This window comes from Parabacteroides sp. AM17-47, assembly GCF_003434625.1.
GTDB classification, from domain to species: Bacteria; Bacteroidota; Bacteroidia; order Bacteroidales; family Tannerellaceae; genus Parabacteroides; species Parabacteroides distasonis.
The window spans coordinates 110,358-123,458 of record NZ_QTLI01000009.1; the positions used below are offsets into that span (position 1 = coordinate 110,358).

Sequence of the window (13,101 nt, forward strand, 5' to 3'; positions counted from 1 at the left end):
ACATTATATATATACACAATCTGGATAGATTATTTCTTGCTATCTAAATATTCTTTTCTTTCCTCGGCGGCCTCTTTTACCTCTTCTTGCACCTGCCAATCAAGGGAACGCTCGAATTGGATCGGGCGTAGTTTCTCTTGCAGGTATTGGAACGTGATGAATAAGCAAGGCACGATAAATAACAAAGCCAATGTACCGATCAACATACCGCCAACGGCACCGGTTCCCAACGAGCGGTTTCCATTAGCGCCTACGCCGTTGGAAACGATCAATGGCAGCAAACCGAATATCATCGTAAGAGCGGTCATCAAGATCGGGCGCAGACGAACCTTTGCCGCGCTAAGAGCGGCTGAAGTCAGGCTCATACCGGACAGGCGGCGTTGGGTAGCGTACTCTGTCAATAAGATGGCGGTCTTCGCCAACAATCCGATCAACATGATCAAACCGGTTTGCAGATAAATGTTATTCTCCAATCCCATGAACTTAGCGAACAAGAAACTACCCATCAAACCCATCGGTACGGAAAGAATCACGGCGAAAGGAACAAGGAAACTCTCGTACAAGGCACTTAGGATCAAATAAATCATCAAGATACAGATACCGAAGATGATAATGGTCGTATTACTCTGCTGGTTCTCCTCACGGGTGATACTACCGAAGTCGTAGCCATACCCTTTCGGGAGCGAAGTGGCCGCTGTCTCTTTTACCGCCTTGATAGCATCCCCGGAGCTATATCCATTGGCCGGTACGGCATTGACGGCGATCGAATTATACATGTTGAAACGGGCTAGAGATTCGGCACCGTATACCTTGGTCAAGGTGATAAACTGACTAAGCGGTGCCATCTCGCCGTTCGACATGCGTACGAACGTATTATTCAAGGAGGCCTCATCCAGACGATATTTAGGATCGGACTGTATCATCACCTTATACACCTTCGAGAAACGGTTGATATTCGACACATATTGCCCTCCGTAATAACCGGAAAGGGTTGATAGAACAGCATCCGGAGTGATTCCGGCCCGTTTGCATTTCGCCGCGTCCACATCCACGCGCCATTGCGGGTACTTGATATCGAAGGTAGAGTAAGCCGTAGCGATCTCGGGCCGTTCACGCAAGGCGGCGAGATATTGCTGGGTCGTGTTAAAGAAGGTCGTTAAGTCTCCACCGGCCTTGTCTTGCGTATGCATTTCCAATGCGTTACCCATACCATATCCGGGGATCATGGCCGGGGCGATGGCGAAAATCGTAGCGTCCTTGATATCTGCCGTACGGCCATATACCTGTCCGATCACGGCTTGTACGTTATCTTCCTTGTCCGGGCGCTCATCCCAATGTTTTAGTTTCAAGATGAACATACCGAAAGAGCTACCTTGTCCGGCCAGCAAACCATAACCGGAAACCTTGGAATAAGATTGAAGCTGTGGAATCTGGTTGATCCGTTGCTCGATATTCGTCATGATCTTGTTAGTCGTAGCCAAGGAGCTTCCGGAGGCCGTACTTACGTTGACAAAGACCGTACCTTGATCCTCATCGGGCACCAAGCTGGATTTTGTCGTGTTCATCAAGACGATAAGTAATACGATGGAGCATGCCAATAAAGACCAAGCCAGCCATTTCCGCTTGATAAAGAACAACACCCCGTGCTTATATTTCTTGATGACCGAATCGAATGCGGCGTTGAACGCCTTACGGAAACGTGCGGCGAAGTTATTCTTTTGGGTGCCGTCCTCGTTGATGTAAGGCTTCAATAAGATAGCGCAAAGCGCCGGGCTTAACGTTAACGCATTAACGGTAGAGATACCTACGGCCGCTGCCATCGTCAAACCGAACTGCGTATAGAATGTACCGGATGTACCGCTCATAAACGATACCGGGATAAACACGCCCATAAATACCAATGAAGTAGAGACGATGGCGGATGTCAATCCTTTCATCGCATCCATACTAGCCATATAAGAGGACTTATATCCAACGTCGAACCGAGCTTGGACTGCCTCGACGACAACGATCGCGTCGTCCACCACCGTACCGATCACCAATACCAAAGCGAATAAAGTGATCAAGTTAATGCTAAATCCGGCGACCGTCATAAAGGCGAACGTACCGATCAAGGAAACCACGATCGCTACCAACGGAATCAGCGTAGAACGGATATCCTGCAAGAAGACATATACCACAAGGATAACGAGGATAATGGCCTCTATCAAGGTTTTTACAACCTCATGGATCGAGGCGTACAAGAAATCATTCGTACTCATCAATTTTACGACCTCGATACCTTTCGGGAAGTCTTTCGAGGCTTCCTCAAGAAAAGCGTCGATCTTATTATTCACCTCCGTGGCATTCGATCCGGCTGTCTGGAAAACCATACAGGAGATACCCGGCTTACCGTTTGTTTGTCCGATATAGGCATAACTCTCCTTTCCTAACTCAATGTCCGCTATCTCTTTTAGCTTCAATACCTCTCCATCCTCGGTGGAGCGGATCACGATATCGCCGAATTCCTCCGGAGTAAGCAGGCGTCCGCTATATTTCATGGTGTACTGATACGTCTCGTCCGAGTTCTCGCCTAAAGAACCCGTGGCGGACTCAATATTTTGCTCGGCCAACACGGAGGTCACGTCCGAGGGGATCAATTTGTATTGGGCCATAACGTCGGGCTTCATCCAGATACGCATACTGTAATCGCCACCCATAACCATCAACTCGCCGACTCCGGAGATACGGAGTATCTCTGGTTTTAGGTTGATGCTGATGTAATTACTGAGGAAGTTCTCGTCATAAGAACCGTCCGGGCTATAGAGCGAGAAGATCTGTAACATACTGGTCTGGCGCTTGGAAGTCGTGACACCCACTTGGGTAACCTCGGCCGGCAATTGCCCGGTCGCTTTCGATACACGGTTCTGTACGTTTACGGCGGCCATGTCCGGATCGGTTCCTTGTTGGAAATAGATCGTGATCGTGGCGGTACCGGAGTTGGTAGCCGTGGAGGTCATGTAGGTCATATCTTCCACGCCGTTGATCGCCTCTTCCAAAGGGGCTACGACACTCTTCTGCATGGTCTCGGCATTCGCCCCGAAGTAAGTCGTACTGACCATAACGGTAGGAGGGGCGATATCCGGATATTGTTCTACGGGCAAGGTGAAAAGCCCGATGATACCCGCTACCATAATCGTGATGGAAATCACGGCGGACAGTACGGGGCGTTCTATAAATGTGCTAACTTTCATTGTTCTTAATTTTGTTTTACTTCAATCGGTGTTCCTTCACGCAATAAACCTACGCCTTCGGCTACGATCACGTCGCCGCTATTCAATCCGGCGTTTACGATATACTCTTGTCCTCCGTTCACACGGGTAACTTCTACAGGAGCGGATTGCGTCTTTCCGTCTACTACCTTGAAGACAAATACCCGGTCTTGGATTTCGAACGTGGCGGCTTGGGGAATTACTACGCAGTTATCGTATGTAACCGGAATGATCACATTCCCGGAGCCTCCGCTATTCAATGATTGCTCCTCGTTCGGGAATGCGGCACGCAAGCTGACCGTTCCGGTGTTTTGATCGATAACGCCGCTGATCGTCTCGATCTTTCCCGTTTGGGGATAAAGCGATTTATCGTTCAACTGAAGCTCGATCTCGGGCATATTCTCCAAGGCTTTGTCTTTCGAGCCGTATTGACGGGTCAAGGCCAGTAGCTGGTTCTCGGTCATGGAGAAATACACATACATTTCGGAATTGTCCGATACCGTGGTGAGCGGTTTGGGTAGGCTTGCGCTTACTAATGCGCCTACACGATAAGGCAGGGTTCCGATGACGCCGTTCGAGGGGCTTTTCACTTCCGTGTAAGAAAGGTTGTTACGGGCGTTCACCTCTTGTGCCTCCGCTTGGGCTAATTGGGCTTTTGCCGAGAGTAGTGTGTTGTAGGCGGTCTTTAGGTCGAACTCGGAAACTACTTTGTTCTTATACAATTCTTGTTTACTCTCGTAGGTCAGTTGCGCTGTCGCTACAGATGCCTTAGCGGCCTCTACGTTCGCAATGGCGGTGTTTAAGGCCGCTTGATAAGGAACTTGATCAATAATAAATAAGACTTGTCCTTTTTTTACGCTCTCGCCTTCTGCTACGCAAAGCTTTGTAATAAAACCGGATACTTGCGGATAAATATCAATATCCTGTTTTCCTCGTATACTCGCCGAGTAATTATTGGATAAAGTTTTCTCCGAAGTGGATACGGTCATTGTCGCATACCCTGAACTTTGTTGGATTACAGGGCTTTGTTTACACCCAACAGCTACGATACACCATAAGGCGATCGCAGTCTTCATCAATCGATTTTGCTTTTTCATCTTAACTAATACCTATATTTTCGGATGCAAAGCTACTCGCTTATCGGCGAACCATTGTTTCCACAATGAGGCGATGATTGTTCATTTTGAGATGGAATGATCCGTTATATGCTAATGATCTCTTATATTCGCGGGCAAAATAGTAGACATATGAATCCATTTGAGATAGAGAGAGGAGAGTCGTTCATAATAGGCGATTCCGATTTGAGGGAGTTATTGGATCGTCCTTACAAGAGCGGATATGGCATGATCTTATTTTGCTATAAAGGAACGGCGAATATATCCGTCGATTTGAGCCGATGGGATATCCGGCGCAACACGGTGATCGTATTGATACCGGATACGATCCTGACGTTGAACGCGAGTAGCGAGGATTTCAAGGTACAATATATATCCTTTTCGAAGGTCTTGTTCGACGAGGCCGTATTCCGGCTGGATCCGCCCTTTTTCCGCTTCATAAAAGATAATCCTTGCTATACGCATCCCGCCGATCAGGAGGAGACCATAAATGTGATCATCCGGCTGTTTTGGCTGATTTACATGGATCGGGATAACGTGTACCGTGATATGATCGTGAAAAACCAGTTGCAATGCTTCTTCCTTAATATGTATGATAAGACAAGGTACTCCTTCTCGAGCCGCCAGCAAAATGGGTGCAACCGTGGGGAGGAGTTGTTCCATAAGTTCATCAATTGCATCCATGCCCATTATCTCGACCAGAAAGAGGTCTCTTTCTATGCGAACGAGCTTTGTATCTCTCCCCGTTATCTCTCCACTATCACCCGGCAAGTGACGGGCGAGTCGGCGAAGACCATTATAGACCGGCATATCATATTGGAGACAAAGGTGTTGTTGCGTACCACGGAAATGACCGTGCAGGAGATAACGAATCACTTGAACTTTCCCAGCCAATCCTATCTGGGACGGTATTTCAAGAAGCATACCGGGGAGTCACCCATAGAGTATCGAATGAAAAGGAAGTGATATGTCTTTTTGTAGATATGGTTGACTCTTAAAGAATCAACCATATCTACAAAAAGACACCATGGAAGTTTGTTCTTATAAAGCCGTGGAAGCCTTTTCCGTTTGCCTTTGATCGAACGTATCAGTAATTAGGGTAAGGGCACCATCTCCCGTCACGTTGCAAGCCGTACCGAAGCTGTCTTGCAAAGCGAATATCGTAAGCAATAATGCCGTTCCTGCCTCGTCGAAACCTAGAATAGCGATGATCAAGCCCAATGAGGCGAGCACCGTACCGCCCGGTACGCCGGGAGCGCCGATCGCGAAGAAACCAAGCAAGATGATAAATACGAGCATCGTCGTGAAGTCCGGCATACTTCCATATAATATTTGTGAGACGGTCAATACGAAAAACACTTCCGTCAAGATAGAGCCGCATAGATGGATGTTCGCGAACAGGGGGACAGTCACGTCAATTACTTCCTCTCGCAAAATCTTGCTTTTCTTGGCGCAGGTCAAGGCCGTGCCCAAGGTGGCGGCGGATGACATGGTGCCTAAGGCTGTCAAATAAGCGGGTCCGTAGTATTTCAATACGCCCCAGCTATTTTTCCGGGAGTAAATCGATGCGACTACATACAGTAAGGTCAACCAGATGTAATGGCAAATGATGACAATCAACAGGACGGATAAAAAGATAGGCAACTGCTTCGTAATCGCCCCCTCATAACTGAGGACACAGAAATTCGCGGCGATGAAAAGCGGCAACACCGGCATCAAGACCCGTTCTACCAATTTAAGCACCATGTTCTGGAATGCTTCCAGCAACCTCTCCATCTCCTCGGATTTAACCCATGCGGTAGAAAGTCCCAGCATCACGGCCAATACCAATGCCGACATAACGCTCATCACTGGCGGAATCTCTAGATTAAACAACATGGGAGGGATGTCTTTTAGATCTTCCGAGGCGGTTTGAATATGCAAATGCGGTATTAACTCGTAACCGACAACGGCGCCAAAGGTAGCGGCGCCAACCGATGACAGGTATGCGATACTAAAAGCGAATAATAAGACTTTGGATGCGTTGCTTTTTAAGCGGGCGATGGATGGTGCCACGAATCCTAGAATGATCAACGGAACCAAGAAGAAAATAATCTGTCCCGTAATTTGTTTTATGATCATGACCGCTTTTAACACAGGCTCGTTTACGACAAGCCCAACCAGAAGTCCGATCAAGACGGCCAGTATCAACCGTACGATCGTGTTGGAAAGAATCTTTTTCAGCATATTCGGATGTTTTTATTTTTCAATGACAGCAAATATAAGATATTTTCTTGTGTGAATGGGTGGGTGGACAATTTTGATTACTTTTGTTTGATGAAAACAAGATCGTTGGTTTGTATTTTATAATCAAGTAATATGAAAAACATGAAACAAGCTTTACTAGTAGCGGGCTGTTTATTGGCTACCACTACGTTATTTGCCCAGACCGAGAAAGGGGATTGGGCTCAGTTTGGTCGTTATGCGAAGGCTAACAAGACCGTGAAAGTTCCTTCGAACGTGGTATTTATGGGGAACTCCATTACAGACGGATGGTGGCCGGCGGATTCGACTTTCTTTATCCGGAATAACTTCGTAGACCGTGGGATCAGCGGACAGACAACCTCGGAGATGTTAGTGCGTTTTCGCCAAGACGTTATTAATTTGAAGCCGAAAGCCGTGGTAATCTTGGCGGGAATCAATGATATCGCTCACAATAATGGTGTGATCGCCTTGGAAAACGTGTTTGGGAACTTGGTCTCCATGGCGGAATTGGCGAAGGCGAATCATATCAAGGTGATTTTCTGCTCCGTATTGCCGGCTTATGACTTTCCTTGGAGACCGGGCATGCAACCGGCCGATAAGGTTATCCAGCTCAATAAATGGATCAAGGAGTATGCGGATAAGAATGGTTTGACATACGTGGATTATCATTCCGCCATGAAAGATGAGCGAAACGGATTGCCTGCTAACCTGTCGAAAGATGGTGTGCATCCGACCTTGGAAGGTTATAAGATCATGGAGAAGATCGTATTGGAGGCCATTCATAAAACCGTAAAGTAAGCGGATGAGAAACTATTTATTGGCTTTATCTTGTTGTACGGCTTTATCTTGTTGTACGCAAGTGAAAGTTTCCGAGGTATATACGGCGGCGGCAGAGAACTCTTTACGTGCTCCTGCCGTTCCTTTGGTCACGATCGATCCCTATACAAGCGCATGGTCGTTTGCCGATCAATTGAATGATGAGTCGGTACGGCATTGGACCGGCCGTGATTATCCGCTTCTGGGCAGTATACGGGTAGATGGTAAATCATTCCGTTTCATGGGAATGGACGATATACAGGTGACCTCGGTGATCGGTACGGCCTCGGATGGCCTATGGGAGGCCGATTATACGATGTCTCAGCCTGCCGGAGATTGGTTCGCCGAGGCTTATGATCCGAAAGGTTGGAAGCAGGGAAAAGCCGCTTTTGGAACGGAAGATAATCCCAATTGTTCCACGCCTTGGTCTACAGGAGATATCTGGGTACGTCGTACGTTTGACTGGCCTTCGGATGAGCGAAAGGATGCCCTCTACCTCCAATATTCGCACGATGATAATATCGAGGTGTATCTAAATGGAAAGCAAATCGCTGTGGCAGGGAATGGTCTGGACTATGATTTGCTGAAAGAGATACCGGAAGCGGTGGCGGAAAGCTTGAAGCCTACGGGTAACGTGTTGGCCGCTCATTGCCGGAACAATGGGGGAGGCGCTTATGTGGATATGGGAATCATGCGGAAGGTGAAACGAGGAGATACGTTCGATGAGAAAGCGATCCAGAAATCCGTGAACGTGATGCCTACGCAAACATTCTACACCTTTGAGTGCGGTGATGTAAGTCTGGACTTGATTTTCACGGCTCCCTTCTTGCTGAATGATCTGGAGGCTATGACTTCTCCGTTTAATTATATAACCTATCAAGTCCGCTCCATCGACGGTAAAGATCACGACGTGCAATTATATATGGAAGCCACGCCGCAATGGGCCGTGAATACGATCGATCAAGAGGTGACTTTTGAGAAAACGGAAACCCCTAATTTAATTTACCTAAAGACAGGAACAATCGATCAAGAGGTTCTGGCGAAAACCGGGGATGATGTACGGATTGACTGGGGATATTTCTATTTGGCTATCCCAAAGAAACCGGGAGTCTCCGCAACGATCGACGAGTATTATGCTACGAAGAAAGCTTTCATGACTACTGGTAATTTACCGGCTGGATCGCAAAGTATCTCTTCGGATATGCGCGAGCAAATGACGGTTCTCGCTTATACGGACCCGATCGGCAAGGTCTCCAAGGAAACCGTCTCCGGACATTTGATGATCGGTTACGATGATTTATATTCGATCCAGTATTTCCAAGACAACCGGATGCCTTATTGGAAGCACGACGGAAAGGTGGATATTCATCAGGCGTTCGAGAAAGGGGAGGCTGCTTATGAGGATCTGATGAGACGTTGCGGTTCCTTTGATTCTTCTTTGATGAGCAAGACGAGCGCCGTAGGAGGGAAGAAGTACGCCGAGTTATGCGCTATCGCATATCGGCAGGCGATCGCCGCCCATAAATTGGTGACTGATAAAGAAGGGACTCTCTTATTCCTCTCTAAAGAAAATTTCAGCAACGGTTCTATCGGAACGGTGGATATAACGTATCCTTCCGCTCCTTTATTCTTAGTGTACAATACGGATTTGTTGAAAGGAATGATGAACCCTATTTTCTATTATAGCGAGAGCGGACTGTGGAAGAAACCTTTCCCGGCTCACGACGTGGGTACATATCCCGTTGCGAACGGTCAGACCTACGGTGGCGATATGCCCGTGGAAGAAAGTGGTAATATGCTTGTGCTAGCGACTGCCATAGCGGTAGTGGATGGTAATGCCGATTATGCCGCCCAACATTGGGAGGTTTTGACTACATGGGCGAATTACTTGTTGAAGGAAGGCCTTGATCCGAAGAACCAACTTTGTACGGATGATTTCGCCGGGCATTTCGCCCATAACACGAATTTGTCCATCAAGGCAATTATGGGAGTTGCCGGCTACGGGAAATTGGCGGAGATGTTAGGCAAGACGGATATCGCTAGGCAATATACGGAAGCCGCCCGTGAGATGGCCGCTAAGTGGGTGAAGATGGCGAACGATGGTGATCATTACCGCCTGACTTTCGATAAGCCGGGCACTTGGAGCCAAAAATATAATCTGGTCTGGGATCGCTTGCTGGGCTTGAATATCTTCCCAAAAGAGGTTGCCGCTACGGAAATGGCTTATTACAAGACAAAACAAAATAAATATGGTTTGCCGTTGGATAACCGGGAGGATTATACGAAGTCCGACTGGATTTTATGGTCCGCTTGTTTGACCGGATCGATGGAGGATTTCAATGCGCTGATGGTTCCGGTCTGGAACTACGCCAACGAGACGACTTCACGTGTTCCTCTAAGCGATTGGCATTTTACTTCCGATGGTACGCAACGAGGTTTTCAAGCCCGTTCGGTTGTCGGGGGATATTTTATGAAGATGCTGGAAAAGAAGCTAGGAAAATAATGTCATTCTAAGAAACGGAAGGAGGTCATTCCTTCCGTTTCTTAGTTTTGCGCATATGGATATTCACAGGGAGCGATGCCTGTGATCTTCTTAAATATAAGGCTGAAATACTGTACGTTCGGATAACCTAATTGTCGTGCTACCAAAGCGGGAGTATTACCGTTTTTCAGTAGCATTGTCTTAGCCACGCTCAATCGTTTGAACTGAAAATATTCCTCCAGTGTTTTGCCGGTCTCGAATCTTAACAGGTCGTTGAAGTAAGCGACAGAAAGGTCCAGTTCTGCCGTACAATATTCGGCGGTGGGTAGCTGGCCGTTCTCTAATTTACCGGAAATGATATACTCGTCGAGGAGCCTTTCCAATTTCTCCAAGATAGCCTTGTTCTTATTTTCCCGGGTAATGAACTGTCGCTCATAATAGCGTGTACAATAATCCAATAATAATTCAATGTGGCGGGATAGAATGGTACCACTGTGCGTATCGATGGCATGGTGAAGCTCGTCCTCGATGTTTTCCAGACAACACGTAACTTTGGCTGTCTCACGTTGAGAGAGATGCAGAGCCTCTTCTTTGTGATAAGCGAAGAAGGTATAGTTCTTAATAGGGTTGTCCAATGACGTGTGGAACAATAGGTCGGGATGGAACGCTAAAAGGTACCCTTTGTTGGGTAGCGTATTATTCTCGCTCATGCGGAAAATCTCACCGGGTGTAAGAAACACCATCGTAGCGTTGGAATAATCGTAATACTTACGTCCGCAACAATAGCAACCGTCCGGACAGTCTTCTATCAAGAGGATCGCGTAGAACTCGAACTTTACGGCCTCTTGCTCTAGGTTCGGGCTCTCTAGATTGATGAGGTTTACTTGTGGGTGCAGCGTCTTGCATCCCAAGCACCGGTTACATTCATATACAGTCTTAATATCTAACATCTTCTTGAACGCCTTCTATAGATTCGTTGATAGACCGATCTGCGCACGGTATTCACTTGGCGTGTACCCTACCCGTTTCTTGAATAGCCGACAGAAGTGCTGCGGATATTGGAAACCGAGGGAATATGCGATTTGGCTGACTGTGTCCGCCGTGCCGGAGATACGTTCTTTGGCTAGCTCGATTACTTTCTCTTGGATGTATTCCTGCGGTGATTTGCCGGTTTCCTTCTTGAACATGTCACCGAAATAGTTCGATGAGAGGCAAAGCTTGTCGGCAAAGTATTTCACCGTAGGCAATCCGTCCTGTTCGGCGAGTGTACTTTCGAAATACTCATCCAACAGGTTTTCGAAACGTGTCAGCACATCCCGGTTTGTCTTGCCTCGGGTGATGAACTGCCTTTCATAAAAACGCATACAATAATTAAGCAGCAGTTCGATATGGTTTACAAGTAAGGTTTTACTATGTTTATCCACGCCATGTTCCAGTTCCATACGGATGATCTTCAGGCAATCCATCACGATAGATCTTTCTTCTTCCGAGAGATGCAACGCCTCGTTTACCTCGTAAGAAAAGAACGTATATTTCTTTATATTCTTTCCGAGTGACGTTCCACGCAGTAAATCGGGATGAAAAAGAATACCATGTGCGTTTACTTGGACTTTATCGGTGGTCGGGTTTGTTTCCGCTGTTTGCCCGGGGGCGAAGCAAACGATCGTGCCTTCTTGGTAATCGTATGTCTGGCGTCCGTATTTGATATCGCAGGCTTTCTCTAGTTTTAGATACAGCGCATAGATGCCGTAATTGAAGCGGATGAGATCTACACTACTCGTCGCTTTATTCAAATCTATGACACTGACAAGCGGATTTAGGGTTTCGAGGCCATATAGTTTGTTATATAGGTCTACACTATCTAAGTTAAGTATCTTATCCATAGCCGTACGTATTTAATCAATAATTTTGTATGCGAAAATAGAGGATAATTCATATATAGTTATAACCCTAATTACGGATTATATAACCATTGTTACGGATTATGTGTATTTACAGGTTTTCTGGCTGATTCCGCAAAACCTGTAATTGAGGTCATGACATCCGTAATTTATCTACAAAGGGATGCTATTTGAGCTTCTATCTTTGCCATCGTAAAAATAAACAAGGAACGACATGAAGAAGTCATTAAGAGAATTATGTACGGCAATAGCCATATGCTTTTGCGCTACGGGAAATCTGTTCGCTACAGACAATCAATTTAATACCGGTCATACAATGGACAAGAATTTGAATCTAACTAAGGAGTGGGATAAAGTATTCCCACAGAGTGACAAGGTGAGCCATAGTAAAGTTACTTTTCGTAATCGCTATGGCATTACGCTTGCCGCCGATATGTACAAACCCAAGCATGCGGATGGAAAATTGCCTGCTATCGCTATTAGCGGTCCGTTCGGTGCCGTGAAGGAACAATCCTCGGGTTTATATGCGCAGGAATTGGCGGAACGTGGATTTCTGACGATCGCTTTCGATCCGTCATATACAGGCGAGAGTGGCGGAGAGCCTCGTTATGTAGCTTCTCCCGACATCAATACGGAAGATTTCTGTGCGGCCGTCGATTTCCTTTCGACACGTGATGATGTGGATGCGGAACATATCGGTATCCTCGGTATCTGCGGATGGGGAGGCATGGCTCTTAATGCGGCGGCTATCGATACTCGTATCAAAGCGACCGTTACCTCTACGATGTACGATATGAGCCGTGTGAACGCTAATGGCTATTTTGATGCGATGGATACCGACGCACGTTATGAATTGCGCAAGCAACTCAATGAACAGCGTACCGCTGACGCAAAGTACGGCTCATATGCCCTTGCGGGAGGCTTACCCGATACGTTACCCGACGATGCGCCCCAATTCTTGAAAGACTACTACGCTTATTACAAGACGAAGCGTGGTTACCACAAGCGTTCGCTCAACTCGAATGGCGGATGGAACAAGACCTCGGCTTTATCTTTCATCAATATGCCTATACTCTCGTATAGTGACGAGATTCGTAGCGCCGTATTGATTATTCATGGCGAGAAAGCGCATTCACGTTACTTCAGCGAGGATGCTTTCAAGAAACTGAAAGGTGATAACAAGGAATTGCTAATTATACCCGGAGCGAATCATGTGGATTTGTACGATCAGATGAATGTCATTCCCTTCGATAAGATTGAACGGTTCTTTGTAGAAAACTTCAAATAAGATC

9 protein-coding genes are annotated in these 13,101 nt (G+C 46.8%); 4 read left to right on the top strand and 5 right to left on the bottom strand.

The features are described 5' to 3' along the window. Positions 1 to 29: 29 nt before the first annotated feature. The gene (locus DW205_RS09010; protein ID WP_005862602.1) at positions 30 to 3,233 is read right to left on the bottom strand and encodes an efflux RND transporter permease subunit; all 3,204 of its coding nucleotides are present in this window, start codon (positions 3,231 to 3,233) and stop codon (positions 30 to 32) included. A gap of 5 nt (positions 3,234 to 3,238) precedes the next feature. Further along, complete coding sequence (locus DW205_RS09015) at positions 3,239 to 4,348, bottom strand: efflux RND transporter periplasmic adaptor subunit (RefSeq protein WP_008778380.1); 1,110 nt, start codon at positions 4,346 to 4,348, stop codon at positions 3,239 to 3,241. A gap of 150 nt (positions 4,349 to 4,498) precedes the next feature. On the opposite strand from DW205_RS09015, the gene DW205_RS09020 reads away from it, so the two are divergent. Further along, positions 4,499 to 5,332 carry a helix-turn-helix domain-containing protein gene (locus tag DW205_RS09020; protein WP_005862599.1) on the top strand — a complete coding sequence of 278 codons (834 nt, stop codon included), beginning with the start codon at positions 4,499 to 4,501 and terminating at the stop codon, positions 5,330 to 5,332. A gap of 75 nt (positions 5,333 to 5,407) precedes the next feature. Here DW205_RS09020 and DW205_RS09025 read toward each other — a convergent pair whose 3' ends face one another. Next, positions 5,408 to 6,592 (bottom strand): dicarboxylate/amino acid:cation symporter, encoded by a 1,185-nt coding sequence (locus DW205_RS09025; protein ID WP_005862597.1) that lies wholly within the window; start codon positions 6,590 to 6,592, stop codon positions 5,408 to 5,410. Between the two features lie 132 nt (positions 6,593 to 6,724). Here DW205_RS09025 and DW205_RS09030 point away from each other — a divergent pair, with 132 nt between their 5' ends. Together DW205_RS09030 and DW205_RS09035 are read left to right on the top strand one after the other, a co-directional pair. Beyond that, on the top strand, positions 6,725 to 7,408 hold the full coding sequence (locus DW205_RS09030; RefSeq protein WP_005862595.1) for an SGNH/GDSL hydrolase family protein: 684 nt from the start codon (positions 6,725 to 6,727) through the stop codon (positions 7,406 to 7,408). A 4-nt stretch (positions 7,409 to 7,412) separates the two neighbouring features. After that, positions 7,413 to 9,929 (top strand): glutaminase domain-containing protein, encoded by a 2,517-nt coding sequence (locus DW205_RS09035; RefSeq protein ID WP_005862593.1) that lies wholly within the window; start codon positions 7,413 to 7,415, stop codon positions 9,927 to 9,929. A 41-nt stretch (positions 9,930 to 9,970) separates the two neighbouring features. On the opposite strand, the gene DW205_RS09040 is transcribed toward DW205_RS09035, so the two are convergent. Continuing rightward, a complete protein-coding gene (locus DW205_RS09040; RefSeq protein ID WP_005862591.1) occupies positions 9,971 to 10,858 on the bottom strand; it encodes an AraC family transcriptional regulator in 888 nt (295 codons plus the stop codon). Positions 10,859 to 10,873: 15 nt separating this feature from the next. Beyond that, entirely contained in the window at positions 10,874 to 11,791 is a 918-nt protein-coding gene (locus DW205_RS09045; RefSeq protein ID WP_005857168.1) for an AraC family transcriptional regulator, read from the bottom strand. A 232-nt stretch (positions 11,792 to 12,023) separates the two neighbouring features. On the opposite strand from DW205_RS09045, the gene DW205_RS09050 reads away from it, so the two are divergent. Beyond that, positions 12,024 to 13,097, top strand: coding sequence for an alpha/beta hydrolase (locus DW205_RS09050; RefSeq protein WP_005862589.1), 1,074 nt, complete (start codon positions 12,024 to 12,026; stop codon positions 13,095 to 13,097). The last annotated feature ends 4 nt before the right edge of the window (positions 13,098 to 13,101 follow it).